Source organism: Pseudomonas sp. SWRI22, assembly GCF_014268395.2.
GTDB lineage: Bacteria > Pseudomonadota > Gammaproteobacteria > Pseudomonadales > Pseudomonadaceae > Aquipseudomonas > Aquipseudomonas paracarnis.
In genome coordinates this window covers 3,906,498-3,932,573 of record NZ_JABWQK020000001.1, presented here as the reverse complement: position 1 = coordinate 3,932,573, position 26,076 = coordinate 3,906,498, and the positions used below count along the sequence as shown (strand labels likewise).

Sequence of the window (26,076 nt, the reverse complement as noted above, 5' to 3'; positions counted from 1 at the left end):
CCACTGACGGTCTCGAACCTGACCAGTGAGACGGCTCCCAGCGTCGGCACCACGGCGTGACTCGATTCCTTGAGTTCGACATCCATGGGCATGCCCTCGGGATCGATATCTACTTCATTGCGCTGATAAGCCCTGAGGGCTGGCAGCACCGCATAACCCTGCTTATCGATACGCGCCCCGCTGCTGCCGAGCCGGGCACCTTGTGCATCCGGCGCATACACCAGTGCCGAGGCTTCACCGAGGTTTTGCGCGAAGGTCACGCCACCCTCGTGGGCTATCAGCCCGCCATCGGCACTCATGGATAGTTGCGAACTGTCGCGGGCCTGGGCGTAGCCGGCCCGCAGGCTCGCAGCTCGGCTGCGATAGCCCGCGTAGGCATTGAAGCTGGAGCCTTGCTGGTGGCCCGTGCCACGGCTGCCAGTCAGCCCGTAGCTGGCTTCACCGGTGTCACCCAGCAAACCATTGATTCCCACCTGATGCTGGCTGCCGCGTGAATCGCCAGCATCGTGCGACAGGCTGCTGCTCAGGGTTGGCGCACGCGTTCCTGCGCCCAATGGCATGGACAGTGTCAGAACCAGGTGATTATCCACGCGCCCGGCTTGCGCCGACCGGCCAAAAAAGATTTCGTCGCTGCGCTCGTGATCGTTCAATTGATGGGTTTCACTGACACGCGAGCGCTGCGCCGAAAGGTTCCAGTTGAGTGACTTCCAATTAGCCGCATAACTGAGAGTGAAGGATGTCTGGCGCCCTTGGCGGCCCGCCCAGTAGTCGATGGAGCTGCCATACAGGCTCAGCGAGCCTGCGCCCAACTGCTGGCTGATTGTCAGGTCGAGGCGGCTTTTCTGCCTGGCGTAACTGTTGATACTCCCCCCTTGGCGGGCCAGTTCCCGCACATTGAGCGCATCAGGCAGGTTCAGGTACCCAGCCGTGGAGAAACGATAGGCGCCCAGCGCAAAGTGCGTTCCCGAGAACGGCAGGTTCTTGTTATAGGCCAGGCCCCAGCTTTGCCCGCCGACGACGCCCAGCCCTCGAACCTGAGTGCGCGAGTAGGTGCTGTCGAGGGAGAACGCGCCAATCGGAGTGCTCATCGCCAGGCCGGCCTTGGCCTGGCCGTAGCCTTGGGAAAGCGTACTGCCACCATAGGCGCTAATACGATCGCCCAGGCCATGCTGCAGCGTACCCTGCAAGATCAGCGGGCTGGCATCGCTGACGCCGTATTGCTACAACTGCCCCAAGGTCACGCTGTAGTGGCTGGCACCGTCACGCAGCAGGTAAGGCACCACGGAGTAAGGCACCACGAAGCTGCTGCGCCGGCCGTCGACCTCGGTGACACTGACGTGCAGGTCGCCGCCATACCCGGTGGGGTACAGGTCATCGATGACAAACGGCCCCGGGGCCACTGTGGTTTCGTAAAGGGTGTAGCCGTTCTGGCGCACTGTCACCGTTGCATTGCTGTCGGCAATGCCTCGCACCTGAGGCGCATAGCCTTGTTGCGACTGGGCAAGCATGCGGTCATCGGTGGCCAGGGTGATGCCGCGTATACGCACACCGTCGAGGATCTGGCCACTGCTGAAGCTGTCGCCGACGGTCAGTTGTGAACGCCAGGCGGCAAGGGACCGTTGCAAGTAGGTGGCGGTGTGTTGATAACGCGCCAGGCCGCTACCGGATGCCCATGCCTGCCCACCCTGATGGCGCAGCCGCCAGTCGCCCAGGTTGAGGCCGCCGTTGAGGCCCAGGTAGCCACGATCCTCACCGGCGCCCGCTGTCGCCGTCGCGGCACTGAAGTTGTAGTTGAGCAGCGCGGCGTCAATGCCATTGTCCCATTCAGACGGGTCAATGTAGCCGCGCGCGGAACGGTTGATATAGATCTGCGGGATGCTGACATCCAGGGTCAGGGTCTCGATATCGACGCGGCTGCTGGCCATGGGTATCCACTCGGCAAAATCCCGGCAGGCATGCTCGGTGTTATCCGTCGGCGCCTGCACAGAAACCCCCAGTTGGCCAAGCTCGGCAGCGTTCAGGCAAGGCTGGGCGTCGTCCTGTCCGGCAAGGGGGGCGAAGGTGATCTCGCGGCGCCCCATCGATTGCCCGTTGAGCATCACATCTACGCGGTAAACACCTGGCGCCAACACGTTGCTGGTATTGAAGCGTGAGATATCTGCCGAAGAGGACAGGCCGCTGGCGAACGCCTCGATGTCAAACACCAGTGGCGCGGCTTCTGCCGACATCAATAAGGTACTGAGCAGGCCCAGCCACAGCAGTAAGTTGGGGTTGGCAAACAGCCAGGCCGTAAAGCGGTGAACGGGTATTTGCAATAAGGCATACATGATCAGAACTTCAGGGGAGCACGCTGCGGCACGGAGAATGCGCCGTAATCATTGATGTATTTGAAATGCACCTGGGCGTCGGCGGGTATTGCTTGTGCGACATCCTTGACGGGCAGCTTCAGGCTGCCGCCGGGGGGCACCATGCCCTCTCCCGCCGGTAACAGGCGAGCACCCGGGCCCGAGCCCATGGCCAAGGCAACCTCATTGAAGGTCACGTGATAAGCCGATGGGTTGTGCACTTCCAGTAGCGGCCCCTGGGCACTCCGGTGCAGGGTCCAGCGTAAGTGGGTGGGCGCCTCGTCCGCGGAGCCCGGCAATTGGGCCGGGCGGAAAAACACTTTGGTGCGGATACGAAAAGCGAACTGCAGGTGGTTCGAAGGGGCCTCTTGCGGGCTGCCCGGTGCCACGTTGACCTTGGGCGGTATCTCCAAGGCGTTGAGCCAGAACAACGATTCGCGGTCATCCGGCAGTGGGTCCTGGGTATACACCAGTCGCACTACCTGGCTTTTGCCCGCGTCCATGCGAAACACAGGTGGCGACAGGCTGAACGGCACGTCGCTGCCGGTGGGGTCTTGCGCCGGGTCGCCTTGGTCCAGCCACACTTGGACCAGGCGCGGCGCTCGCTGATCGTCATTGGTCAGGCGCAGCGTGATTTCTCGACGCTGCTGCGGATAGATGTGCCGCGTGCCGTCGATCACTACGCCGGCGTGAGCGGCGGACAGCAACCCGACACTGGTCAGCAGTGCGCTCAGCAGGGGGGGCACTAGCAATGTCCGGGCAAGCATTTCGTCTGTCCTTGCCTGGCGCACGGCCAGGCAACGGGGCCTCGATCAGGGGAACGTCACCGAATACAGCACTTGCGTACTGACCGGGCCTGGCGTAGCAGTGCCCGTGGCAATGTATTGGGCAGCAAAGGGCAGCGACACCTCGCCGCTTGCCGGGACTTTCGCGGGGCTGGAGTTCTGGCCCAGGCGCAAATCCATGGGCTGGTGGGTGACGCCATCCACAAGTTGCACCTCAACGAGGGTGGCAGGCGTCGGCTTGGCGGGTGCCTGGTTGACCAGGTTACCGGTCGCCGGATTGATCGCGGGGCTGCTGCTCTCATACATCACGGCGACGGTCGTATCCTTCGGGCAGGAACCGACATGGATGTAATAGGGTTTCGCCCCGGCAGTCTGGCCGGGCGCCTTGAGCGCGCTGGCCTGGACCTTGTTGAGTGGCACCGAAAAGTCCGGGCTGGTGCCGGGCGCAGAGCCCGTGCCACCGCTGATGCTGCAAGTGGTGCCGGTGATTTCACCGGTCAAGGTGATCTTGCCGTCTGCGGCGACAACAGGCAAAGCGGCAACGCCGGTGACCGCCAGAAATACAACGGCCAATGCGATAGTTTTCATTACAGATACTTCCTCGTGAATGTCAGTGAAAGAGTTGCAAGCCATGACTCATCAATCGAAGGGCGAGACGCGGCCCTCCCGCCAAAATTGGGCTGAGCGGCTATGAAAGAGGCTGTAGGGATTAAGGGCTACCGAGTCTCTTACGTTTTGCAATGAAGTTTATGTTGCCAAGTTGAAGTGCCCGCCACAACTGACCGAACGGCTAGGTCAGTAGGCGTTAAACAAGTGAGCAGCCCCGTGCAATGCCATCTATCATCGGCAGAGCCCACTCTCTTTTTCACGATTGACTGCTCCCATGCCCCTGACCGTCAAAGGCCCAAGAAGCCGAGCCGCACGCTATTTCATCAGCACCCTGTGCGGGCTGCTGCCCATGCTGTTGGGGGTGGTAATTCTTTACTGGCAAGCCGAACGCACGCTTGAGCAAAGCACAGCGCAAACCGCTCAAGAAGCGGTGCGCCAGTTCGACCTGATGCTGGACAATACCGCCATCGCTGCCCAGGCTTTGCTGCCGCTGGCCGGTAAACCTTGTGACAGCGTCGCCAAGTTGGCGCTACGTGAACAAGTCACGCGCCGGCCGTTTGTGCGGGCCACGACGCTGTCCTGGCAGAAAAACATCTATTGCAGTTCGTTGTTTGGCGGTCGCTACCAATCGCCCGTCAACCCGGACGACTATGTCGATGGGCGCCTGTGGTTGATGAATGGCAACCCCGTTACACCCGATACCGCGCTATTGGTGTATCGCCTGGTGGAAGGCGATCAAGGCGCGTTTGCCTCGGTTGACGGTTACCACCTCACCAACGCCTTGCGCCTGATCAGCCGTTACGCGCACCTGGTATTGCACGTCGGCCCGAACTGGCTGGGTGCCGACGGCAAGGTGCATCAAGGCGCGCTGCCGGTATTTGCCGTGGCGCCACAACGCCTGGCTTCCGAACGCTATCAATACAGTGTCGAGGCCGGGATGCCCGAGGGTGAAGTCTGGCGCTACATGCAGGCGCGGTATCCGGCGCTGTTCAGCCTGGTGGTGTTCTTCGGGATATTGGCGGGGCTGCTCGCTCACTGGCTGCAAAAACGCTCGTCCGCGCCGACCCACGAGTTACAACGCGCCTTGGGAGCCAATGAGTTCATCCCGTATTTCCAACCGGTGGTACGGGGTGACACACGCCAATGGGCCGGCTGTGAGGTCCTGATGCGCTGGAAGCATCCCAAAGAAGGCCTGGTACGCCCGGACTTGTTTATTCCCCTGGCCGAAGACTCTGGCCTGATCGTGCCGATGACCCGTGCCCTGCTGCGCCAGACCGCCGTGCAATTGGCGCCCCATGCCGGACGCTTCAGCCCTGGCTTTCATATCGGCGTGAACATCACAGCGCGCCATTGCCAGGACATGGCGCTGGTGCAGGACTGTCGGGAATTCCTCGCCGCGTTCCCACCCGGCCAGGTCACCCTGGTGCTGGAGTTGACCGAGCGGGAACTGATCGAACCCACCGAGACCACCCGCCGCCTGTTCGAGGCGCTGCATCAAATGGGGGTCATGATCGCCATTGATGACTTCGGCACCGGCCACTCCAGCTTGGGATATTTGCGCAATTTCAATGTCGACTACTTGAAGATCGATCAAAGCTTTGTCGCCATGATCGGTGCGGATGCGCTGTCGCGGCATATTCTAGACAGCATCATAGAGTTGTCGGTCAAGCTGGATCTAGGCATTGTTGCCGAAGGCGTGGAAACAGCCCAACAGTGTGAATACCTCGTTGCCCAGGGCGTGGATTTCCTACAGGGTTACCTGTTTGGTCGACCATTACCCTGCGATGAATTCATTAAATCGTTGGGTATCGTTGAATAGCCGCGTACCACCTACCATGAAAGATTGGTCTTTCTTTAAAAGACATGATTTACTCGAGATGAATTAACTACTACAATTTTTTCTGCCTGTGCAGAACTCGCAGAAGGGTCTTTTTCGTTGACGTGGCTTAACGTTCTTGGCTTATAGCTTTGTCTGCAGTTGATATCAGCAACTACATTATTGGAGTATATATTTTGTCCAGACTCGCCGAATTTCGCGCAGCAGAAAAAGCCCTTCAAGAGCAGCTTGCCCAGCTGGAATCCTTGAAGAACGACGCTGGCCTGAAGAAAGAAATCGAATTCGAAGAAAAGCTCAAGACGCTGATGGGCAAATACGACAAAAGCCTGCGCGATGTGATCGCCATCCTCGATCCAGCGCCACGCAAAGGCGGCGCACCGGCCGCCGCGGCGCCAAAACAGCGCCGCGCACGGGTGGTCAAGGTTTACCACAACCCGCACACCGGCGAGCTGATCGAGACCAAAGGTGGCAACCACCGCGGCCTCAAAGCCTGGAAAGAGCAGTACGGCGCCGCCACTGTAGACTCCTGGCTTCGTGGCTGAAACATGTACTAAAAAATAGCCCCGCATACGCGGGGCTTTTTTTGCTCTAACGGTTCGGAATCGAACTTAACTCAGGGTTCGTATTGTTCAAATTCGCTCAGCTTGAACCTGTCAAAGTTTCAGACTGTTGCGCACCAGACTGACTTCCTCCTTGCTCGCCTCGTACGCTAGCGCCTGGCCTGCGCATGAAAAAACATAGGCTTTGTCGACATCCAGCGCACCGACTAATGTTTGCGACAATACGTGTCGACCGTTCTCGGTAATCACGCAGGTAGTTTCCAGCGCATCAAGACGACTCAATGTCGTGGGGTGCATTTTGCTGCACACGCTTTGATAACCGCCACGGGCAAAGTCTTTCTGGATCGACTTGCGCATCTCTAGCAACACGCCGGGAAGATTAACTTTATGGCCGGCCTCAATCGGCGTTCCGGTCAACTCCATCACCATCAACGTGGCGCCATTTTCATCATTCTTGATCGCTCGCTGCCGGGACACTGCTTGGGGTTTGACAGGGAGTTCGCCGTCAGGCACGACTTCTTCGACCTGCCAACCGCTGGGCCAATGGACTTCCGGCTCGGCTGCCAACACAAACGAGCTGCCCAACAACACGCACACAGCACTCAACAGTGGCCTACGAAACTCGATCATTGCAAAAACACCCAAGGTTCCAGCTGCAAAGTGTGCGGCCCGGCACGCGCTGACTGCAAGGGTTGGGCGCGCTTTTTCATTTGGCGCAGCCGGTGCGGCTTGCGTATCATGGCCCGCCTGCATGGACGCAGGCCGCAAGCCAATGGACCGCTCATCTCACATTTTTTCTGGAGGGCCCATGAGCCTGCACGAATTGAACACCTTCCCGGGCGTCACTGCCCAACCCGACAACGCCACGGCGAACTTTGTGTTCAACCACACCATGTTGCGGGTCAAGGACATCACCAAGTCGCTGGACTTCTACACGCGCATCCTGGGTTTCTCCCTAGTCGAGAAACGTGACTTCCCGGAAGCCGAATTCAGCCTGTACTTCCTGGCCCTGGTGGACAAGGCCCAGATCCCGGCCGACGCGGCCGAGCGCACTCAGTGGATGAAGTCGATTCCGGGCATTCTCGAACTGACCCACAACCACGGCACCGAAAACGATGCCGACTTTGCCTACCACAACGGCAACACCGACCCGCGTGGTTTTGGTCATATCTGCATCTCGGTGCCGGACATTGTCGCGGCGTGCGAACGTTTCGAAGCCTTGGGTTGCGACTTCCAGAAACGCCTGACGGATGGCCGCATGAAGAGCCTCGCGTTCATCAAAGACCCGGATGCTTATTGGGTGGAGATCATCCAGCCGGCGCCGATGTAATACGCACTGCGTGACGCGAAGCGTCACCGGATGCATTCCCATGCGGAGCGTGGGAACGAGAATCCCGCGCCGAGCGTGGGAACGAGAAAAACCCCATGATCGCTCATGGGGTTTTTTATTTGCAGCCCAAGATTACGCCGGAGCAGAGGTGCGGATCAAGTGATCGAACGCGCTCAACGAAGCCTTGGCGCCCTCGCCTACTGCAATCACGATCTGCTTATACGGCACAGTCGTTACGTCTCCGGCGGCGAACACGCCAGGCAGTGAAGTCTCGCCACGGGCATCGACAATGATCTCGCCACGCGGCGACAGCTCTACGCTGCCTTTGAGCCAGTCGGTGTTGGGCAGCAAGCCAATCTGCACAAAGATGCCTTCCAGGTCGATGGTCTTGAACTCACCAGTGTCGCGGTCCTTGTAGGCAAGGCCGGTGACTTTCTGACCATCGCCTTTGACCTCACTGGTCAGCGCGCTGGTGATCACATCCACGTTCGGCAGGCTGTAGAGCTTGCGTTGCAACACGGCATCGGCGCGCAGCTTGCTGTCGAATTCAAGCAAGGTGACATGGCTGACGATACCGGCAAGGTCAATGGCCGCTTCTACGCCGGAGTTACCGCCGCCGATCACCGCCACACGCTTGCCCTTGAACAGCGGGCCATCGCAATGCGGACAGAAGCATACGCCCTTGGCCTTGTATTCCTGCTCGCCGGGCACACCCATCTCTCTCCAGCGGGCGCCTGTGGCCAGGATCACGGTCTTGGACTTGAGGGTCGCACCGCTTTCGAAGCGAACTTCGTGCAGCTCACCGGCATTTTTTGCCGGAATCAAGCTACTGGCGCGTTGCAGGTTCATGATGTCCACGTCGTACTGACGCACATGGGCTTCCAGTGCGCTGGCCAGTTTCGGCCCTTCGGTTTCCTGTACCGAGATAAAGTTCTCGATGGACATGGTGTCCAGCACCTGGCCACCAAAGCGTTCAGCCGCCACACCGGTACGAATACCTTTACGTGCCGCATAGATGGCAGCCGAAGACCCGGCCGGGCCACCGCCAACTACCAGGACGTCGAAGGCATCCTTGGCGCTGATTTTCTCCGCGGCTTTCTCGATACCGCTGGTGTCGAGCTTGGCGAGGATTTCTTCCAGGCCCATACGGCCCTGGCCAAAGTTGACCCCGTTCAAGTAGACACTCGGGACCGCCATGATCTGGCGCTCATCGACTTCAGCCTGGAACAGCGCGCCATCAATCGCAACGTGGCGGATGTTCGGGTTCAGCACGGCCATCAGGTTCAGCGCCTGGACCACGTCCGGGCAGTTCTGGCACGACAGCGAGAAGTAAGTCTCGAAGCTGAACTCGCCTTTGAGGGCGCGGATCTGTTCAATCACTTCGACACTGGCCTTCGACGGGTGGCCACCGACTTGCAGCAGGGCCAGCACCAGCGAAGTGAATTCATGGCCCATGGGGATACCGGCGAAACGCAGGCTGATCTCGGCACCCGGGCGGTTGATGGAGAACGATGGCTTGCGCGCATCATTGCCATCGGTGTTCAGAGTAATCAGCGTGGAGAGGCTGGTTACGTCCTGCAAAAGAGCAAGCATTTCCTGGGATTTCGCACCGTCGTCGAGGGAGGCGACGATCTCGATCGGCTGGGTGACCCGTTCCAGGTATGACTTCAACTGAGCTTTAAGATTGGCGTCCAACATACGGGCGATTTCCTGTTCATTCGGTTTATTGCAGACAAAAAAACGCCCGAGCGAATCTCGCCCGGGCGTTTTGAGGGCGGATGCAGCTTACTTAAGTGCGGATACCCGCCCTTGATACGCGTTCACAGACTTAGATCTTGCCGACCAGGTCCAGAGACGGCGCCAGAGTGGCCTCGCCTTCTTTCCACTTGGCTGGGCACACTTCACCCGGGTGGGCGGCAACGTACTGAGCAGCCTTGATCTTGCGCAGCAACTCGGAAGCGTCACGGCCTACACCACCGTCGTTCAGTTCAACGATCTTGATCTGACCTTCTGGGTTGATCACGAAAGTGCCGCGGTCTGCCAGGCCAGCTTCTTCGATCAGTACGTCGAAGTTGCGGGAGATGGTCAGGGTTGGGTCGCCGATCATGGTGTACTGGATTTTGCCGATGGCTGGCGAAGTGTTGTGCCAGGCAGCGTGGGCGAAGTGGGTGTCGGTGGAAACGCTGTAGATTTCGACGCCCAGCTTCTGGAATTCGGCGTAGTTGTCAGCCAGGTCTTCCAGTTCGGTCGGGCAGACGAAGGTGAAATCGGCTGGGTAGAAGAAGACAACCGACCACTTGCCTTTCAGGTCAGCGTCGGTCACATCGACGAAGCTGCCGTTTTTGAAAGCGGTGGCTTTAAACGGTTTTACTTGGCTGTTGATGATAGGCATCGTTGACTCTCCGTCAGGGGTTAAGAAGTTGATGAGGTGAATCCTACCGGCTCTTTCGGTCGATGGCTCATTGGCAAACCTGATGCTGACGATTGGGTTTCTCTATCAGGTGACGCTATTAATAGAAAAAATCTCAAATCAGCGCTTGGGTTGCCAGGGTCATGCCTAGAAACGGCGTCGCTTCAACATAGCGCATCGCAGATTTCATGTCGTTCCAGCCGACGTAACTCATCAGCGACTTCAAATCCCAACCACTTCGATGCGCCCAAGTGGCGAAACCCCGACGCAGGGAGTGGCTGGTGTATTGATCGGCGGGGATGCCTGCGCGCTCAAGGGCCTGGCGCAATAACGGGATCACACTGTTGGGGTGCAAGCCCTCCTCACCCAGGTTGCCCCAGCGGTCAATGCCGCGAAACACCGGGCCGCGCACCAGCGCCGAGGCGCTGAGCCACTCGCTATAAGCCTGCACCGGGCACAGCCGCAGCAACGCTGGGGTCTGGTAGGTTTTGCCGAGGTTGTCACGGTCACTTTTACTGCGTGGCAAGTACAGGCTGATGCCTGCGCCTGGCACGGCTTGCACGTGCTCAATGCTTAATCGGCACAGCTCATCACTGCGAAAGCCGCGCCAGAAGCCCAGCAGAATCAGCGCAGCGTCGCGCTTGGCCCGCAGCAAGCGCGGCTGGTCGTGACGCTCGCTGGCCTGTTTGGCTTCAATGTCCAGGGCAGCGATTACTTGCTCCAACTGCGTGAGCTGCAAAGGCTCGGCCTGCCGCTCCCGCGCCGGGTGCACAGCGCGGATGCCCTTGAGCACCTTGCGTACCACCGGCGCCTTCGTCGGGTCGGCAAACCCTTGGCTGGTATGCCATTGCGCCAAGGCCGAGAGCCGCAATTTCAAGGTGTTGACTGCCAATACCCCGGCATGCGCCACGAGGTAGCGCGCCACACTCTCGCTGGTGGCTGGCAGGAACCCTCCCCAACTGACTTCGAAATGCTCGATGGCCGCGCGGTAGCTGCGGCGCGTGTTGTCGCGAGTGGCGGCGTTGAGATATCGGTCGAGGTCGCTCATTGGCGTGTTTTCGTACTGCTGAAGGGGTGGATGGCTGATGAAAATGCTTATGACACGGGATAATACGCCAATATCCCATCTGTTAAATCATGAATTTCAACCAGTTTTCAATCATGATATAGTATGTATATACATACTATGTACCACAGTACTAAATCGACGGAGACCCCATGGCTCGCGGCGGCATAAACAAAGCAGTAGTGCAAACGGCACGCCAGGCGATCCTCGCCCGTGGCGAAAACCCCAGCATCGATGCGGTGCGTATCGAAATGGGCAATACCGGCTCGAAAACCACCATTCATCGCTATTTGAAAGAGCTGGACGAAAGCGAGACGCGCCAGACCATCACCCAAGCGCCAATTGATGATGAGCTGGGCGAGCTAGTCGCCCGCCTGTCCCAGCGCCTGAAAGAGAAGGCCCAAGAGCCGATCGACCTGGCCCTGGCGCAATTCGAGCAACAAAAAGCCGCCCTGCTCGCCCAGGTAGAAACCCTGGAAGAAGCGCACACCCAACTCAAACAGCAATTTGATATCCAGGCCGCTGCCCTCGCTGAAGAAAGCGCGGCGCTGCAAACCGCCAGCACCAGCCTGCAGACCGAGCAAACCCGTAACGCCGGGTTGAGCCAGGCGTGTAGCGACTACGAGCTAAGGCTCAACGACAAAGACGAGCAGATTCGCTCACTGGAAGAAAAACACCTGCACGCCCGCGATGCGCTTGAGCATTACCGCACTGCCATCAAGGAGCAGCGTGAACAGGAACAGCGTCGCCATGAGGGCCAGTTGCAACAGGTACAGGCCGAATTGCGTCAGGCCCAGCAAAGCGCTCTGGTGCGCCAGGACGAAATCACGCAACTGCATCGCGATAACGAGCGCCTGCTGAGTGAGCAGCGAGTGACAACCAAGGAATTGAATACGCTGCAGGAGCAAGCTCGCCAGGACCAGGCGCTACAGCTGAAACTCAAGGAGCAGCTCAGCCAGATCGACAGCGAGCGCACCCTGCTCCAGGAACGCCTGCGGGTTGCCGTGCTGGACAGCCAATCGCGCCAAGCCTCACTGCTGGAGTATCAGCAGCACAACAAGGCGCTTGAGCTGGACCTGGTCAAGGCCCAGGCAAGCATCGAAGCCCTGCGCCTGGCGACCGTCGTTGCAACGGCGCCAGAGGCAGCAGAGCCAACCTGATCAGTCCGCTACAGGCGTGCGCATGGTGACGAATTCTTCCGCCGCCGTAGGATGCACGCCGATAGTTTCATCGAAATGCTGCTTGGTCGCGCCCGCCTTGAGCGCGATCGCCAGCCCTTGCACGATCTCACCCGCATCCGGGCCGACCATGTGGCAACCCAGTACTTTGTCGGTGTCGGCGTCGACCACCAGCTTCATCAAGGTCTTTTCCTGGCAATCGGTCAGGGTCAGCTTCATCGGCCGGAACCGGCTTTCAAAGATCTGCACGTTGTGGCCATTTTTGCGTGCATCCTCTTCTGTCAGGCCGACTGTGCCGATATTCGGCAGGCTGAATACCGCCGTCGCGATATTGGCGTAATCCACCGGGCGGTATTGCTCGGGCTTGAACAACCGCCGCGCCACGGCCATGCCTTCAGCCAGGGCCACCGGCGTCAGCTGCACACGACCAATCACATCGCCAATCGCCAGGATCGACGGCTCGGCGGTCTGATAGAGATCATCCACCGCGACGAAACCGCGCTCGTCCAGTTTGACCCCGGTATTTTCCAGGCCCAGGTTATCCAGCATTGGACGGCGGCCAGTGGCGTAGAACACGCAATCGGCTTCCAGCACGCGGCCATCCTTCAAAGTGGCCTTGAGGCTGCCGTCGGCCTGTTTGTCGATGCGCTCAATGTCGGCATTGAACTGCAAGTCCAGGCCGCGCTTGGTCAGCTCTTCTTGCAGGTGTTTGCGCACCGCACCGTCAAAGCCGCGCAAGAACAAGTCACCGCGATACAGCAATGAGGTTTGCGCGCCCAAGCCGTGGAAGATGCCCGCGAACTCAACGGCGATATAACCACCACCCACTACCAGCACGCGCTTGGGCAGCTCTTTAAGGAAGAACGCCTCGTTCGAGCCAATGGCGTGCTCGCGCCCTGGAATCTCAGGGATCTGCGGCCAGCCGCCGGTGGCGATCAGGATGTGCCTGGCAGTGAAGCGCTCACCGTTGATCTCCACCTGATGGGCATCGACCAGTTGTGCATGCCCTTCATGCAGGGTCACGCCGCTGTTGACCAACAGGTTGCGATAGATACCGTTGAGGCGGTTGATCTCACGATCCTTGTTGGCGATCAGGGTCGCCCAATCAAAGTTCGCCTCGCCCAGGGACCAGCCAAAGCCGCTGGCCTGTTCAAAATCTTCGGCAAAATGCGCGCCGTACACCAACAGCTTCTTTGGCACGCAGCCGACGTTCACACAGGTGCCGCCCAGGTAGCGGCTCTCGGCCACAGCCACCTTGGCGCCAAAGCCCGCGGCAAAGCGCGCCGCGCGAACACCGCCGGAACCGGCGCCAATTACATACAGGTCAAAATCGTAGGCCATTTCACTCTCCTCGGCAGTACACCAGCATACCGACTTACATGGGGCTGAAAAACGAAAAAGCCACCCGAAGGTGGCTTTCGCTTAAAACGTGCCGGCAAGCGTGGATCAGTAAGCCTTGCCCGTCTTGTAGAAATGCTCGTAGCAGAAGTTGGTCGCTTCGATGTAGCCCTCAGCGCCGCCGCAGTCGAAACGCTGGCCCTTGAACTTGTAGGCAATCACGCAGCCGTCTTTGGCTTGCTTGAGCAGAGCGTCGGTGATCTGGATCTCGCCACCCTTGCCTGGCTCGGTTTCTTCGATCAGCTTGAAGATGTCCGGCGTGAGGATGTAACGACCGATGATCGCCAGGTTCGATGGCGCGTCTTCCGGCGCTGGTTTCTCGACCATGTCGCGTACGCGGATCAGGCCATCGCCAATATCGTCACCGGCGATAACACCGTACTTATTGGTTTCGGTTGGGTTGACTTCCATCACCGCAACGATGGTGCAACGGTATTTCTGGTAGAGCTTGACCATCTGGGTCAGCACACCGTCGCCTTCCAGGTTGACGCACAAGTCATCCGCCAGGACCACGGCGAAGGGTTCGTCACCAATCAGCGGGCGACCGGTAAGGATGGCGTGGCCGAGACCTTTCATCTGAGTCTGACGGGTGTAGGAGAACGAGCACTCGTCGAGCAACTTGCGGATACCGACCAGGTATTTTTCCTTGTCGGTGCCCTTGATCTGGTTTTCCAGCTCATAGCTGATGTCGAAGTGGTCTTCCAGCGCGCGCTTGCCACGACCCGTGACGATGGAGATCTCGTTCAAACCGGCATCCAGAGCCTCTTCCACACCGTACTGAATCAGTGGCTTGTTCACCACTGGCAGCATTTCTTTGGGCATGGCTTTGGTCGCTGGCAAGAAGCGAGTGCCGTAACCGGCTGCTGGGAACAAGCATTTCTTGATCATATGAGTCCTTACAAAGGGCTGTGCGTACGGAATTCGGCGCAGTCTAATCAGGCCGCAGTCACCTTACAATGGGGTCCTGCTGGCGTTGCGATGTCATCATAGAGAAAAAATGTCGGCGTAAGTTCCGCTGATCCTGCAATGGGTGTCACCAACGGTTGGTCAGAACTCGCGTCGCCCCCTTGTTTGAAAGGGCTGCAATGGTTTTAGCACGCTTTTGCCCCCCTGGCACTGACCCGCAACAACTTGCGCCCTGCCCCGGCATTTGGCGCTATCATGGGCGCCTTGAACCAAGACCACGAGATTGCCAACAGATGTCAGAACCAAAAGGTGTAAACGGCTACCTGATCACTAAGCGAGCAGACGGCTGGCACTTGATCAATTTTCACGGTGACAGCGTTGCCGGCGTATTCGAGTCCGAAAGCATGGCGATCGCCGTCGCCGAAGTGTTTGTGGATGAGGCAGGCCATGCATCGAGCAAGCGGCCGAAAACCAAGTAAGCCTCTTTGCACTGCTTTGAAAGCCCCGTTAAACGGGGCTTTTTTGTTTGTCTGTACCTAGATGGCAGTTCGCTATAATCTTCAACAACGCCACGACAGTGTCAGCGTGCCCTTCCAATACCCTCGATGACGACCCCTCTATGAAAAAAATCCTGGCACTGACCGCGGTACTGGCAATCGCCGGCTGCACCACCGCCTCCGACACCCTGCTGAAAAATGGCGAGCAAGGCCTGACCATCGACTGCTCGGGCGAGGCCAATTCATGGGCCAGTTGCTACGAGAAGGCGGACGCCTCCTGCGCGGGCACCGGTTACCGCATCGTCGGCACCAATGGCACGCCGGCACTCAAGGAAAGCGACAAGACCCTGGGCCAGGACGTGGGCAACTTCAAAGGCCGCAGCGTGGTGGTGGTCTGCAAGTAACGTTGCTACAGGTGCACTTCAGCGAACTTGATCCCCAGGCCCCGCAGGATTTCGATCAGGTCATCCAGGCGAGCAAATGATTCGACCTCATCCTGCTCGTCCACCAAGAAGTAGCTGCGCCCGCCGCTCTTCTTGAAAAATACGATCCACTCGCCCAGATCGGCGGGGTTCTGGATGACATGGGTGGCCGAGATCTGCCCTTCGGCATGGCGGGCTTTGACGTGTTCTCGTTTCATAACCGGCTTTCCAGAAAAACAAATGCCGCTCAAACCCCGGGTTTGAGCGGCATCTTTATAGTGAATGCCCGACAGTTTAACGGATGCATACCGTCCCTGCAGGGTAAGGGCTTTTTTTATCGGGTGTGAGGGATGAGTCTGGAGCTCAACCGGAAATGCATTCTTCCCCAGCCTTCTTCACGTCGCCCGGGCGGATCGGCACATTGGACATGCTTTCATAAAGCTTGATGCTGCTACCGCTGGAGCGGTCTTCGATTTCAAAGATCGCCGACGGGTCTGCCGAGAACTTCTGCGGCACGATCACCTGAATGCCGTCTTTATGGGGCTCGATCTGCGGCGGCCGACGGGTCGCCTCCAATTTGCGCACTACACACGCCGCATATTCCTGCGGCTTCTTCCCTGAGATGACCACCAATGTTGGCGGGGTCTGCTTGATATCTGCAACCGAAGCACACCCACCTATTGCCAAGGCCAGCACCAACACACTCCACTTCATACAAAAACCTCCGATAAAGACCCTACGACAGCGGGGATGGTAATTTTCTCCCGCCAACGTAGGATTTATCTGTGATAACTCGGTAAATAACTGTTTTAAATTGTCGAAGTCGTCGACGACGGCCCGATAATAAACTCGCTGGGGCTGATAAACTCCATCTTAACCTACGTATCGTTCTGATTTTTCAGATAAAGCCCTTCTGGAGACACCCCATGAAATTCATCCACCAGCGTGAGCACCTCAACGAGGGAGACATTGTCGTCATCGAATGCTCGCAGACCTGCAATATTCGCCTGATGAGCGATGCGAACTTTCGCAGCTTCAAAAATGGCGGCCGCCATACCTACCACGGCGGCGCATTTGATAAATTCCCGGCCAAGATCACCGCGCCCAGCACCGGGTTCTGGAACATCACCCTGGATGTGGTGACCCGTCGCGCCATCAGCGTGACCCGTAAACCTGCGTTGTCCCACAAGATCCGTATCGTTCGTCGTACCAGCAGCAAGCTGAGCTGACCTGAACACCTGACAGGAAAAAAGCTGTGACCACCACAACCAAATACGTCATCAAGTACAAGCTCAACGGCGAACGCCGCTTTGAATTTGCCCAGTTGCACAACAACAGCATCGAAGAAGCCAAGCAAGCCTTGGCAAAAATTCATGATCCCAGCGACGAAATCACCGACATCAACGTGAGCAAGGCGCTGTAAGCCATGCCTGGCCCTACCGCCGATTTGTTTGCCGACGAGGCCCTGCAACAGCCTGCCGGGCGCGAGCAAATTGGCGAAGAGTCCTATGTACTAAGGGGCTATGCCCTGCCCTGGATCGAGCGGTTATTGCCTGAACTGCGGCGTGTCCTGGCTCAATCACCGTTTCGGCAGATGGTCACTCCCGGCGGCTTTACCATGTCTGCGGCGCTGAGCAGTTGCGGCGAGCTGGGCTGGACCACCGACGCCCATGGCTATCGCTACAGCCCACTCGACCCGCGCAGCCAGCAACCTTGGCCCGTCATGCCCGACACATTGCGCCAACTGGCGGTGGCTGCGGCTATCGAGGCCGGCTTTGGCGGTTTTCAACCCGATGCCTGCTTGATCAACCGTTACGTACCGGGGGCGAAGATGTCCCTGCATCAGGATAAGAACGAGCGCAGCTACAGCGCGCCCGTGGTGTCGGTGTCCCTTGGGCTGCCGGCGATTTTCCTGTTCGGTGGCCATGCGCGCAGCGACAAAACCCAAAAGGTCTCGCTGTTTCATGGTGATGTGGTGGTGTGGGGCGGCGTTGATCGCCTGCGCTTTCATGGCGTGATGCCGATCAAGGACGGCGTGCATCCGGTCATGGGCCCGCAGCGCATCAACCTGACCTTTCGCACCGCCGGTTAATTTGACCGCAAGCTTCGGAGTGTCGATTGCGAGCGGCAGGCTTAATCTGCTCCTGAACCGTCAAGAGTGCAGGCCATGAACAACGAACACGATCCGCGCTGGGCTGCCATTATTGCCCGTGATGCCAAGGCCGACGCCTTGTTTGTCTACGGCGTGAAAACCACCGGCGTGTATTGCCGCCCCAGCAGCGCTTCGCGTTTGCCGCGCCCGGAGAATGTCGAGTTTTTCGACACGCCGGCGCAGGCCGAAGCCGCCGGTTATCGTCCCAGTAAACGCGCTGCCGGCGACCAGACCCAGTTGGCCGCTCACCATGGGCAACTGGTGGCCGAGGCCTGCCGGCAAATCGAGCAGGCCGAAACTCCGCCTAGCCTGGATGTGCTGGCCCGATGCGCCGGGCTGAGTCCCTTTCACTTCCACCGCGTATTCAAAGCCAATACCGGGTTGACCCCCAAGGGTTACGCCAGCGCCCTGCGTTCGCGCAGAGTGCGCGACGGCCTCAAGGGCCAGCATTCGGTGACGGACACCCTGTATGACGCGGGCTTTAATTCCAATAGCCGCTTTTATGAAGCCGCCGACCAAGTGCTCGGCATGAGACCTGGAGACTACAAAGGCGGCGGCGCCAATAACACCATCCGCTTTGCCGTTGGCCAGTGCTCGCTGGGGGCGATTCTGGTGGCGCAAAGCCAACGTGGCGTGTGTGCGATTTTATTGGGTGATGATCCGGACAAACTGGTGCGCGACCTGCAAGACCAGTTTCCCAAAGCTGAGTTGATCGGCGCGGATCAGGGTTTCGAACAACTGGTGGCCCACGTCGTCGGCTTTGTCGAGGCCCCTGCCTTGGGCCTGGATTTGCCCTTGGACCTGCGCGGCACAGCCTTTCAGGAGCGGGTGTGGCAGGCGTTGCGCGAAATCCCTGCGGGCAGCACCGCCAGCTATGCGCAGATTGCCGAGCGTATCGGTGCACCTTCCTCCTTTCGCGCCGTGGCCCAGGCTTGCGGTGCCAACCACCTCGCGGTGGCGATTCCCTGTCATCGCGTGGTGCGCAGCAATGGCGAGCTGTCGGGCTACCGCTGGGGCGTGGAGCGCAAGCGCCAGTTACTTGAGCGCGAAACCCAGCCCCACAAAACGCCGCTTCCGTCCAGTGAATAAAACAGACTGGCCGGGTGCTGATTGCCCTGCTAAAACAGCGAAAAGCCCTACTAACGCTGGAGAAGCACCCCATGAGCACCTGGCCAGACACCCGCATTCTTGACCTGTTGGGCATTGAGGTGCCGATTATCCAGGCGCCGATGGCTGGCGCGACGACCACCGCCATGGTCATCGCCGCCCAGCAGGCCGGCGCCCTGGGCTCGATGCCTGCGGCGGCGCTGAGCCTGGAGCAACTGCGCGATGCCTTGGCTCTCATTCGCCAGGCCAGTCATGCGCCGCTGAACATCAACTTCTTCTGCCATCAACCCCCCGATGCCGATGACGCACGGGACCAGGCTTGGAAGGCCTTGCTGCAACCTTACTACCATGAGCTGGGCGCCGACTTCGATGCGCCAACCCCGGTGTCCAACCGCGCGCCGTTCAATGACGCAGCCTGCCAGGTAGTGGAAGCGTTTCGGCCAGAAGTGGTGAGCTTTCATTTTGGCCTGCCAGAGAAGTCTTTGCTGGACCGGGTAAAAGCCACCGGTGCCAAGGTGCTGTCATCGGCCACCACTGTCGAGGAAGCCGTGTGGCTGGAGCAGCACGGCTGCGACGCGATTATCGCCATGGGCATCGAAGCTGGTGGGCATCGTGGCCTGTTTCTCAGCGATGACCTCAACAGCCAGATCGGCTTGATGGCGCTGCTGCCGCAGATTGTCGACGCGGTCAGCGTGCCGGTGATTGCTGCGGGCGGAATCGGCGATGCGCGCGGCATCGTCGCCGCCTTTGCGCTGGGCGCTTCGGCAGTGCAGGTCGGCACGGCCTACCTGTTCACTCCCGAAGCCACTGTAAGCGCTTCCCATCACCACGCGCTGCGCCATGCCCAGGCTAGCGAAACCGCGCTGACTAACCTGTTTACCGGCCGCCCGGCGCGGGGCATCGTCAACCGCGTGATGCGTGAACTCGGCGCAATCAACCCGGCGGCGCCGGCATTCCCCAAAGCCGGAGGCGCATTAATGCCGCTCAAGGCCAAGGATGAAGCCGGTTTCAGTAACCTGTGGGCAGGCCAGGCCCTGAGGCTGGGCAAAGACCTGCCCACCTATGACCTGACCCGCGAATTGGCCGAGCACGCGCTAGCCAGATTCACCCGCGACTGACCTGCGCAGCAACTTGGTGCTGTACCGGCAATAGCCTACCGCTATATATTCCCATACATAGCGGTAAGCCTCTTTACCTACAACCTGCCGTACACCTTCAAGGAGTTGCTTCATGATGACCCGCGTTTCGCACCTGGCCCCCCTGCTTACCGCCTTTGCCTTGGGTACGGCCCATGCCGATGAAGTGCAGGTGGCCGTGGCCGCCAACTTCACCGCCCCGATCCAGGCGATTGCCGCCGACTTCGAGAAAGACACCGGCCATAAACTGGTCGCGGCTTACGGTGCCACCGGGCAGTTCTACACCCAGATCAAGAACGGCGCGCCATTTGAGGTGTTCCTCAGCGCCGATGACACCACCCCGCAAAAACTCGAAAGCGAAGGCGCTACGGTCAAGGGTTCACGCTTCACCTACGCGGTCGGCACCCTGGCGCTGTGGTCGGCCAAAGAAGGCTATGTGGATGCCAAGGGTGATGTGCTGAAGAAAAACCAATTCAAGCACTTGTCCATCGCCAACCCCAAAACAGCGCCCTACGGCCTGGCCGCCACCCAATTGCTGGCCAGAGAAGGCTTGAGCGACAAGGTCAAGGACAAGCTCGTCGAGGGCCAGAACATCACCCAGGCTTATCAGTTTGTGTCCACCGGCAACGCCGAGCTGGGTTTTGTGGCCTTGTCGCAGATCTACAAAGACGGCAAAGTCACCGGCGGTTCGGCGTGGATTGTTCCGGCCTCCCTGCATGACCCGATCAAACAGGACGCCGTAATCCTCAATAAGGGTAAGGACAGCGCCGCCGCCAAGGCCCTGGTTGACTACCTCAAAGGCCCGAAAGCGGCTGCCGTTATCAAATCCTACGGTTACGAGCTGTAAATGCCCCTGACGAGTGCTGATTTTTCTGCGATCTGGTTGACCCTCAAACTGGCCTCACTGACCACCCTGATCCTGTTGATCATCGGCACACCGATCGCCCTGTGGCTGTCGCGCACCCGTTCCAAGTGGCGTGGCCCCATCGGCGCAGTGGTCGCACTGCCGTTGGTGTTGCCGCCAACGGTCATCGGCTTTTACTTGCTGTTGGCCATGGGGCCCAACGGGTACGTCGGCCAGTTCACCCAGTGGCTGGGCCTGGGCACCCTCACCTTCAGTTTCGCCGGGCTGGTGATTGGCTCGGTGATGTACTCCATGCCCTTCGTGGTGCAGCCGTTGCAGAATGCGTTTTCTAGCATCGGCACGCGCCCGCTGGAAGTGGCCGCGACCTTGCGCGCCAACCCGTGGGACACGTTTTTCACGGTGATCCTGCCGCTGGCACGCCCTGGGTTTATCACCGCCTCGATCCTGGGCTTTGCCCATACCGTCGGTGAGTTCGGCGTGGTGCTGATGATCGGCGGCAATATCCCGGACAAGACCCGTGTCGTCTCAGTGCAGATCTACGACCACGTCGAAGCCATGGAATATGCTCAGGCCCATTGGCTGGCCGGCGCCATGGTGGTGTTCGCCTTCCTCGTGTTGCTGGCGCTCTATTCCAGCCGTAAAACCAAAATGGGCTGGAGCTGATCGCGATGATGGATATACGCCTGCACCTGAAGTATTGCGCCTTCACACTGGATGTTGACCTGCAATTGCCCGGCCGTGGCGTGAGCGCGCTGTACGGGCATTCTGGCTCCGGCAAGACCACGTGCCTGCGCTGCATCGCCGGATTGGAACGCGCCGAACACGGTTTTGTACAGATCAACGACGAGGTCTGGCAAGACAGCCGCAAAGGGCTGTTTGTACCGCCGCATAAACGCGCCCTGGGCTATGTGTTCCAGGAAGCGAGCCTGTTTGCGCACCTGTCGGTGCGCGCCAATCTGGAGTTCGGCCTCAAACGTATTCCGCGCCCGCAACGGCGCGTGGACTTGGCCCAGGCCACCGAACTGTTGGGCATCGGACACTTGCTTGAGCGTCACCCGCAACACTTGTCCGGCGGCGAGCGCCAGCGCATCGGCATCGCCCGCGCCTTGCTCACCAGCCCCAAGTTGTTGTTGATGGATGAACCGCTGGCGGCCCTGGACAGCCAGCGCAAAAACGAGATATTGCCTTACCTGGAACGCCTGCACGACGAGCTGGATATCCCGGTGCTGTACGTCAGCCATGCCCAGGACGAAGTGGCGCGACTGGCCGACCATATTGTCTTGCTCAGCGACGGCAAGGCCCTGGCCAGCGGCCCGATCGGCGAGACCCTGGCGCGCCTCGATCTGCCCCTGGCGCTGGGCGACGATGCCGGCGTGGTGATCGCCGGCAGCGTCGTTGCCTACGACGCGCACTATCAGTTGCTCACTCTGCAGTTGCCCGATTGCCCGTTGCAGATGCGCGTGGCCCATGTCCCGCTGGCGGTGGGCAACCCGCTGCGGGTCAAGGTCCAGGCACGAGATGTAAGCCTGAGCCTGCAGGCCCAGGAACACAGCAGCATCCTCAACCGCTTACCGGTGACCGTCACCCAGACTATTGGCGCGGACAACAGCGCCCACGTGCTGGTGCGCCTCGACGCCGGCGGCACGCCCTTGCTGGCACGCATCACGCGCTTCTCACACGACCAGTTGCAACTGCATCCGGGCCAGACACTGTGGGCGCAAATCAAGGCGGTGGCGGTGCTGGCTTAACCATTTGGCACGACCGCGGGGTGCTGCGGTCAATCAGACATACCGGCCTGATTTGTTGCCAAGGAACCCGCCCCATGCCTGACTCTTCGCTACCCGCCGACCTGCCCCGCGACCTGCATTATGTGGATGACACCCAGCCCGGCATCCGCCGTAAAAAAGTGCGAGGCAAGTTCCAGTATCTGAACGCCAAGGGCGAGCGCATTACCGACGCGGACGAAATAAAACGCCTGAACGCCTTGGCGGTGCCGCCCGCCTACACCGACGTGTGGATCTGTGCCGACCCTCGCGGCCACCTGCAAGCCACCGGCCGCGACGCCCGTGGCCGCAAGCAATACCGTTACCACCCACGCTGGCGCGAGGTGCGCGACAGCGACAAGTACTCGCGCTTGCAGGCTTTTGGCGCCGCGTTGCCCAAATTGCGCAAACAGCTCGAAGCGCAAATCGCCGAGCCGGGGTTTACCCGCGAAAAGGTGTTGGCCACGGTGGTGATGTTGCTGGACGCCACACTGATCCGCGTCGGCAATACCCAATATGCCCGTGAAAACAAATCCTACGGGCTGACCACCTTGCGCAACCGCCATGTGGACATCAAGGGCAGTGAGATCCAGTTCCAGTTTCGTGGCAAGAGTGGCGTGGAGCACCAAGTCAGCGTCAAGGATCGGCGCCTGGCCCGGGTGGTCAAGCGTTGCATGGAATTGCCGGGGCAAAACCTGTTCCAGTACCTCGACGAAGACGGTGAGCGGCATACCGTCAGCTCACAGGACGTCAACGACTACCTGCACAGCCTGACCGGCGAAGACTTTACCGCCAAGGACTACCGCACCTGGGCTGGTACAGCAATGGCGCTGGCAGTGTTGCGCGAGTTGGCGTGGCAGCCCGAATCCGACGCCAAGCGGCATGTGGTGGCGATGGTCAAGGATGTCTCCCGGCAGTTGGGCAACACGCCGGCGGTGTGCCGCAAGTGCTATATCCACCCGGCGGTGCTCGAGCATTTCAGCCTCGGCGAATTGTCGAAGTTGCCCAAGCCGCGGGTGCGCAAAGGCTTGAAAGCCGAAGAAGTCGCGCTGGCGATGTTCCTGGAAAAACTGGCCGAAGACTTGCCGCACAAAGTTAAGGTGGGTTAGGCTCTGCCTCCCTTCTGACTCACGGGATGACCGCCGACGTGAACATCTAAGCCTTCCAAAATGTATCTGCAACGAGCCGCCTGGCGCGCTTGTTGGCCTGTTCGACATTTTTTTGGAGGTGCTGATGACTGACGTCAAACGGCTGCCCGCTCTTGTTTCCCTGCAACACCTGTCTTTCCAGTTCGCCAATGGCGAAACCTTGCTGGCCGACGTGAACCTGTCCATTGATCAAACGCCTACCGGTATCGTCGGGCGCAATGGACGGGGCAAAAGTATCCTGGCCAAGTTGATGGCCGGCGTGCTGCTGCCCTCCTCCGGCACGTTGAAAAAACCGGCCCATGTTGCCTATGTGCCCCAGGCCATCACGGCTCAACCAGGGCAAACCATCGCCGATATCACCGCAACTGCCGCAGCCTTGGCTGCCCTTGCACGTATGGCCCAGGGCGATGCACGCCTCGGTGACCTGGAACTGATCGACGATCGCTGGGACCTCGCCGAGCGCCTGCGCCAGGCACTGGATGCAGCGGGTTTGCAGACCCTCAGTGCCAGTACCCCGGCCGATCAACTCAGCGGTGGTCAACTCGCGAGGGTCGCGCTGATCGGGGCGTTGTTGGCTGCGTCGCAGTTGCTGATTCTGGATGAGCCCAGTAACCACCTTGATGCTGCCGGGCGCGATTGGCTGTTGCGTGTGTTGCGCGATTGGCGAGGTGGCCTGGTGGTGGTCAGCCATGATCGACAGTTGCTCAACGTCATGGGTCGCATCATTGAGCTTTCGCCCCTTGGCATTCAGGTTTACGGCGGCAACTACGACGCCTATCGCCAGCAACGCGATACTCACCAGCAGGCCGCGATTGCTGCGTGGGAACAGGCGCGTCTGGCCCGCAGCCGTGAGCGTCGGCGTCTGCAAAAAGACCACGACGACCTGCAGCGCCATGCCGCACGCGCACGTAAACAGGCCGAGACCGCCAACGTCGACCGTTTTACCAAGGCGCGCTGGAAAAGCGCCGCAAAGGAGATCGTCAGCAGCGTGCGTAGCGCCCATCATGCGTGCAAAAACCAACTCGACGCCCAGGTGCGCCAGGCTTACGAGCGCGTGGCGGATGAGACGCCCACACTGCTCGCATTATCAGGCTCGACCGTCGCCAATGGCCGCCAGGTACTGGTGCTGGAGCAGGCGCAATTGCCCTGGCTCGATCCCCTGGCGCCCGTCAGCTACCTGACGCTCAACCTGACGGGCCCGGCTCGCGTTGCCGTGCGTGGGCCGAACGGTTGCGGCAAATCGACCTTGCTCAAACTGCTGGCCGGCCACTGGCAGGCGGTCAGTGGCAAGTGCAGCGTAGCGGTGCCCAGTGCGTACATTGATCAGCACCTGGCGCTGCTGGACGACCGGCGCAGCCTTGTCGAGCAACTCAACCTGCTCGACACGCCGCTGGCCGAAGCCGAACTGCGCACACGCCTGGCGTTTTTGCAGCTGGACGCGCTGCGGGTTACGCAGCCGGCAGGGCAACTCAGCGGCGGCGAGCGCTTGAAAGCCGCGATGGCCCTGGCCTTGTGGCGTGATACACCGGCGCAATTACTGTTGTTGGATGAACCCACCAATCACCTGGACCTGGAGTCAGTGCTAGCGTTTGAGCAGGCTTTGAAGGGGTTTACCGGCGCGCTGCTGGCCGTATCACACGACGGGGCATTCTTGCAGGCGATCGAGCCGACTCACCATCTGACGTGGCACGCCACCGGCTGGCAACTGGAGCGTGTCTGAGGTCATTGCGCGGACAGGCAAAGCGCCCTACGGTAGTGGCCGGATAATCTCACCGAGGAAACCAGCCCCATGCTGCCTTCGTCCCGCAAGCCTTACACCAATGCCACGCTCGCCCGTCGTCAGCGCTGGCGCGGGCGCGTGGGCTTGATGCTGGTGGCCTGCCTGTCGGTGCTGGCGGGCATGACCGATGCGATCGGTTTTATGGCCAGCGGCGATTTCGTCTCGTTCATGAGTGGTAACACCACGCGCCTGGCGGTGGCCATCAGTGCGGGCGACCTGGGGCTCACCGGGCGCCTGGTATTGCTGGTCACCACCTTCGTGGTCGGCAATGCCTTGGGCGTGCTGGTCAGCCGTTTCAGCAAGCGCCATGCGTTGCCCTTATTACTGTGCATCGGCGCCTTGCTCTGCGCTGCGGCGTTGTGGCCATCGACCGACACCTTGCCCGCGTTGCTCGCAGCTATCATTGCCATGGGCATGCTCAACGCGGCCGTCGAGGAAGTGAACGGGCTGCCGGTGGGGCTGACCTACGTCACCGGAGCGCTGTCACGCTTTGGTCGCGGGCTCGGCCGTTGGTTATTGGGGGAGCGCCGCAATGGCTGGCGCGTGCAATTGATTCCGTGGGGCGGGATGTTCATTGGCGCTGTGATCGGTGCACTGCTGGAACAGCAGATGGGCCTGCGTGCATTGTGGGTCAGTGGTGCGTTGGCTGCGGCCCTGGGGGTGGCGACACTGTTGATTCCGCGACGCTGGCACTTGGGTTTCATGCCCCGGTGAGGTTGGGGTGGAGGAGCTCGTTCGACGTTTAAGCCTCGACATCCGTGTACCGGTAAAGAGCCATCACG

General features: G+C 59.8%; 27 protein-coding genes and 1 pseudogene. 17 read left to right on the top strand and 11 right to left on the bottom strand.

Going from position 1 to position 26,076, the window contains the following annotated elements:
- Positions 1-26: 26 nt before the first annotated feature.
- The 3 genes and pseudogenes from HU730_RS17245 to HU730_RS17235 all read right to left on the bottom strand — a co-directional run.
- A pseudogene (locus HU730_RS17245) lies at positions 27-2,228 on the bottom strand (fimbria/pilus outer membrane usher protein); the annotation flags it as partial.
- Between the two features lie 101 nt (positions 2,229-2,329).
- Positions 2,330-3,112, bottom strand: coding sequence for a molecular chaperone (locus tag HU730_RS17240; protein WP_186527349.1), 783 nt, complete (start codon positions 3,110-3,112; stop codon positions 2,330-2,332).
- A 45-nt stretch (positions 3,113-3,157) separates the two neighbouring features.
- A complete protein-coding gene (locus HU730_RS17235) occupies positions 3,158-3,718 on the bottom strand; it encodes a fimbrial protein (protein ID WP_054898434.1) in 561 nt (186 codons plus the stop codon).
- Between the two features lie 295 nt (positions 3,719-4,013).
- On the opposite strand from HU730_RS17235, the gene HU730_RS17230 reads away from it, so the two are divergent.
- A complete protein-coding gene (locus tag HU730_RS17230) occupies positions 4,014-5,558 on the top strand; it encodes an EAL domain-containing protein (protein WP_096144620.1) in 1,545 nt (514 codons plus the stop codon).
- A gap of 194 nt (positions 5,559-5,752) precedes the next feature.
- Complete coding sequence (locus HU730_RS17225) at positions 5,753-6,118, top strand: histone-like nucleoid-structuring protein, MvaT/MvaU family (RefSeq protein WP_014718508.1); 366 nt, start codon at positions 5,753-5,755, stop codon at positions 6,116-6,118.
- A gap of 111 nt (positions 6,119-6,229) precedes the next feature.
- Here the strand turns inward: HU730_RS17225 and HU730_RS17220 are convergent, their stop codons facing one another.
- Entirely contained in the window at positions 6,230-6,766 is a 537-nt protein-coding gene (locus HU730_RS17220) for a DUF4946 domain-containing protein (protein ID WP_186527371.1), read from the bottom strand.
- A gap of 178 nt (positions 6,767-6,944) precedes the next feature.
- On the opposite strand from HU730_RS17220, the gene gloA reads away from it, so the two are divergent.
- Positions 6,945-7,466 carry a lactoylglutathione lyase gene (gene gloA / locus HU730_RS17215; protein WP_003191301.1) on the top strand — a complete coding sequence of 174 codons (522 nt, stop codon included), beginning with the start codon at positions 6,945-6,947 and terminating at the stop codon, positions 7,464-7,466.
- Between the two features lie 132 nt (positions 7,467-7,598).
- On the opposite strand, the gene ahpF is transcribed toward gloA, so the two are convergent.
- The 3 genes from ahpF to HU730_RS17200 all read right to left on the bottom strand — a co-directional run bounded on the left by ahpF (position 7,599) and on the right by HU730_RS17200 (position 10,924).
- On the bottom strand, positions 7,599-9,164 hold the full coding sequence (gene ahpF / locus HU730_RS17210) for an alkyl hydroperoxide reductase subunit F (protein WP_096144619.1): 1,566 nt from the start codon (positions 9,162-9,164) through the stop codon (positions 7,599-7,601).
- Positions 9,165-9,294: 130 nt separating this feature from the next.
- On the bottom strand, positions 9,295-9,858 hold the full coding sequence (ahpC, locus tag HU730_RS17205) for an alkyl hydroperoxide reductase subunit C (RefSeq protein ID WP_003191303.1): 564 nt from the start codon (positions 9,856-9,858) through the stop codon (positions 9,295-9,297).
- A gap of 133 nt (positions 9,859-9,991) precedes the next feature.
- Entirely contained in the window at positions 9,992-10,924 is a 933-nt protein-coding gene (locus HU730_RS17200; protein ID WP_096144618.1) for a site-specific integrase, read from the bottom strand.
- Positions 10,925-11,094: 170 nt separating this feature from the next.
- Here HU730_RS17200 and HU730_RS17195 point away from each other — a divergent pair, with 170 nt between their 5' ends.
- Complete coding sequence (locus HU730_RS17195; RefSeq protein ID WP_186527350.1) at positions 11,095-12,102, top strand: DNA-binding protein; 1,008 nt, start codon at positions 11,095-11,097, stop codon at positions 12,100-12,102.
- On the opposite strand, the gene gorA is transcribed toward HU730_RS17195, so the two are convergent.
- Complete coding sequence (gene gorA, locus HU730_RS17190; protein WP_034127494.1) at positions 12,103-13,461, bottom strand: glutathione-disulfide reductase; 1,359 nt, start codon at positions 13,459-13,461, stop codon at positions 12,103-12,105.
- A 105-nt stretch (positions 13,462-13,566) separates the two neighbouring features.
- Complete coding sequence (gene galU, locus HU730_RS17185; protein ID WP_003173830.1) at positions 13,567-14,406, bottom strand: UTP--glucose-1-phosphate uridylyltransferase GalU; 840 nt, start codon at positions 14,404-14,406, stop codon at positions 13,567-13,569.
- Between the two features lie 311 nt (positions 14,407-14,717).
- Here galU and HU730_RS17180 point away from each other — a divergent pair, with 311 nt between their 5' ends.
- Both HU730_RS17180 and HU730_RS17175 read left to right on the top strand, forming a co-directional pair.
- Positions 14,718-14,903, top strand: coding sequence for a hypothetical protein (locus HU730_RS17180; protein ID WP_034127495.1), 186 nt, complete (start codon positions 14,718-14,720; stop codon positions 14,901-14,903).
- A gap of 140 nt (positions 14,904-15,043) precedes the next feature.
- Positions 15,044-15,325: a hypothetical protein gene (locus HU730_RS17175; RefSeq protein WP_054898427.1), complete on the top strand. Its 282-nt coding sequence runs from the start codon at positions 15,044-15,046 to the stop codon at positions 15,323-15,325.
- Positions 15,326-15,330: 5 nt separating this feature from the next.
- Here the strand turns inward: HU730_RS17175 and HU730_RS17170 are convergent, their stop codons facing one another.
- Together HU730_RS17170 and HU730_RS17165 are read right to left on the bottom strand one after the other, a co-directional pair.
- Entirely contained in the window at positions 15,331-15,561 is a 231-nt protein-coding gene (locus tag HU730_RS17170; RefSeq protein WP_034127497.1) for a hypothetical protein, read from the bottom strand.
- A gap of 145 nt (positions 15,562-15,706) precedes the next feature.
- Complete coding sequence (locus HU730_RS17165) at positions 15,707-16,057, bottom strand: hypothetical protein (protein ID WP_003191317.1); 351 nt, start codon at positions 16,055-16,057, stop codon at positions 15,707-15,709.
- A 212-nt stretch (positions 16,058-16,269) separates the two neighbouring features.
- Between HU730_RS17165 and HU730_RS17160 the strand changes: the two genes are divergently transcribed.
- From HU730_RS17160 to HU730_RS17110, 11 genes are all read left to right on the top strand, one after another.
- Positions 16,270-16,572: a DUF1883 domain-containing protein gene (locus HU730_RS17160; protein ID WP_003191319.1), complete on the top strand. Its 303-nt coding sequence runs from the start codon at positions 16,270-16,272 to the stop codon at positions 16,570-16,572.
- Positions 16,573-16,598: 26 nt separating this feature from the next.
- Entirely contained in the window at positions 16,599-16,766 is a 168-nt protein-coding gene (locus tag HU730_RS17155; RefSeq protein WP_096144616.1) for a hypothetical protein, read from the top strand.
- A 3-nt stretch (positions 16,767-16,769) separates the two neighbouring features.
- On the top strand, positions 16,770-17,435 hold the full coding sequence (alkB, locus tag HU730_RS17150) for a DNA oxidative demethylase AlkB (protein WP_034127498.1): 666 nt from the start codon (positions 16,770-16,772) through the stop codon (positions 17,433-17,435).
- A 75-nt stretch (positions 17,436-17,510) separates the two neighbouring features.
- Positions 17,511-18,584, top strand: a complete 1,074-nt coding sequence (gene ada, locus HU730_RS17145; RefSeq protein WP_186527351.1) for a bifunctional DNA-binding transcriptional regulator/O6-methylguanine-DNA methyltransferase Ada — start codon at positions 17,511-17,513, stop codon at positions 18,582-18,584.
- A gap of 71 nt (positions 18,585-18,655) precedes the next feature.
- Positions 18,656-19,720, top strand: a complete 1,065-nt coding sequence (locus HU730_RS17140; RefSeq protein WP_186527352.1) for a nitronate monooxygenase — start codon at positions 18,656-18,658, stop codon at positions 19,718-19,720.
- A gap of 115 nt (positions 19,721-19,835) precedes the next feature.
- Entirely contained in the window at positions 19,836-20,585 is a 750-nt protein-coding gene (gene modA / locus HU730_RS17135) for a molybdate ABC transporter substrate-binding protein (RefSeq protein ID WP_254914122.1), read from the top strand.
- Complete coding sequence (gene modB / locus HU730_RS17130; RefSeq protein ID WP_186527354.1) at positions 20,586-21,266, top strand: molybdate ABC transporter permease subunit; 681 nt, start codon at positions 20,586-20,588, stop codon at positions 21,264-21,266.
- 5 nt (positions 21,267-21,271) lie between these two features.
- Complete coding sequence (gene modC, locus HU730_RS17125) at positions 21,272-22,351, top strand: molybdenum ABC transporter ATP-binding protein (RefSeq protein WP_186527355.1); 1,080 nt, start codon at positions 21,272-21,274, stop codon at positions 22,349-22,351.
- 74 nt (positions 22,352-22,425) lie between these two features.
- A complete protein-coding gene (locus HU730_RS17120; RefSeq protein ID WP_034127504.1) occupies positions 22,426-23,475 on the top strand; it encodes a DNA topoisomerase IB in 1,050 nt (349 codons plus the stop codon).
- A gap of 124 nt (positions 23,476-23,599) precedes the next feature.
- Positions 23,600-25,234, top strand: a complete 1,635-nt coding sequence (locus tag HU730_RS17115; RefSeq protein ID WP_186527356.1) for an ABC-F family ATP-binding cassette domain-containing protein — start codon at positions 23,600-23,602, stop codon at positions 25,232-25,234.
- A gap of 69 nt (positions 25,235-25,303) precedes the next feature.
- Positions 25,304-26,008 (top strand): YoaK family protein, encoded by a 705-nt coding sequence (locus tag HU730_RS17110; RefSeq protein ID WP_057975835.1) that lies wholly within the window; start codon positions 25,304-25,306, stop codon positions 26,006-26,008.
- Positions 26,009-26,076 lie beyond the last annotated feature (68 nt).

Bases quoted from the DNA above. Each gene is read 5' to 3' on its own strand.
- HU730_RS17235 (WP_054898434.1), bottom strand. From the start codon at position 3,718: ATGAAAACTATCGCATTGGCCGTTGTATTTCTGGCGGTCACCGGCGTT.
- gloA (WP_003191301.1), top strand. From the start codon at position 6,945: ATGAGCCTGCACGAATTGAACACCTTCCCGGGCGTCACTGCCCAACCC.
- HU730_RS17200 (WP_096144618.1), bottom strand. From the start codon at position 10,924: ATGAGCGACCTCGACCGATATCTCAACGCCGCCACTCGCGACAACACG.
- ada (WP_186527351.1), top strand. From the start codon at position 17,511: ATGAACAACGAACACGATCCGCGCTGGGCTGCCATTATTGCCCGTGAT.
- alkB (WP_034127498.1), top strand. From the start codon at position 16,770: ATGCCTGGCCCTACCGCCGATTTGTTTGCCGACGAGGCCCTGCAACAG.
- HU730_RS17140 (WP_186527352.1), top strand. From the start codon at position 18,656: ATGAGCACCTGGCCAGACACCCGCATTCTTGACCTGTTGGGCATTGAG.
- HU730_RS17160 (WP_003191319.1), top strand. From the start codon at position 16,270: ATGAAATTCATCCACCAGCGTGAGCACCTCAACGAGGGAGACATTGTC.
- HU730_RS17240 (WP_186527349.1), bottom strand. From the start codon at position 3,112: ATGCTTGCCCGGACATTGCTAGTGCCCCCCCTGCTGAGCGCACTGCTG.
- galU (WP_003173830.1), bottom strand. From the start codon at position 14,406: ATGATCAAGAAATGCTTGTTCCCAGCAGCCGGTTACGGCACTCGCTTC.
- HU730_RS17220 (WP_186527371.1), bottom strand. From the start codon at position 6,766: ATGATCGAGTTTCGTAGGCCACTGTTGAGTGCTGTGTGCGTGTTGTTG.
- HU730_RS17180 (WP_034127495.1), top strand. From the start codon at position 14,718: ATGTCAGAACCAAAAGGTGTAAACGGCTACCTGATCACTAAGCGAGCA.
- modC (WP_186527355.1), top strand. From the start codon at position 21,272: ATGATGGATATACGCCTGCACCTGAAGTATTGCGCCTTCACACTGGAT.
- HU730_RS17165 (WP_003191317.1), bottom strand. From the start codon at position 16,057: ATGAAGTGGAGTGTGTTGGTGCTGGCCTTGGCAATAGGTGGGTGTGCT.
- gorA (WP_034127494.1), bottom strand. From the start codon at position 13,461: ATGGCCTACGATTTTGACCTGTATGTAATTGGCGCCGGTTCCGGCGGT.
- ahpC (WP_003191303.1), bottom strand. From the start codon at position 9,858: ATGCCTATCATCAACAGCCAAGTAAAACCGTTTAAAGCCACCGCTTTC.
- HU730_RS17115 (WP_186527356.1), top strand. From the start codon at position 23,600: ATGACTGACGTCAAACGGCTGCCCGCTCTTGTTTCCCTGCAACACCTG.
- HU730_RS17120 (WP_034127504.1), top strand. From the start codon at position 22,426: ATGCCTGACTCTTCGCTACCCGCCGACCTGCCCCGCGACCTGCATTAT.
- HU730_RS17230 (WP_096144620.1), top strand. From the start codon at position 4,014: ATGCCCCTGACCGTCAAAGGCCCAAGAAGCCGAGCCGCACGCTATTTC.
- modA (WP_254914122.1), top strand. From the start codon at position 19,836: ATGACCCGCGTTTCGCACCTGGCCCCCCTGCTTACCGCCTTTGCCTTG.
- HU730_RS17195 (WP_186527350.1), top strand. From the start codon at position 11,095: ATGGCTCGCGGCGGCATAAACAAAGCAGTAGTGCAAACGGCACGCCAG.
- HU730_RS17170 (WP_034127497.1), bottom strand. From the start codon at position 15,561: ATGAAACGAGAACACGTCAAAGCCCGCCATGCCGAAGGGCAGATCTCG.
- HU730_RS17175 (WP_054898427.1), top strand. From the start codon at position 15,044: ATGAAAAAAATCCTGGCACTGACCGCGGTACTGGCAATCGCCGGCTGC.
- ahpF (WP_096144619.1), bottom strand. From the start codon at position 9,164: ATGTTGGACGCCAATCTTAAAGCTCAGTTGAAGTCATACCTGGAACGG.
- HU730_RS17110 (WP_057975835.1), top strand. From the start codon at position 25,304: ATGCTGCCTTCGTCCCGCAAGCCTTACACCAATGCCACGCTCGCCCGT.
- modB (WP_186527354.1), top strand. From the start codon at position 20,586: ATGCCCCTGACGAGTGCTGATTTTTCTGCGATCTGGTTGACCCTCAAA.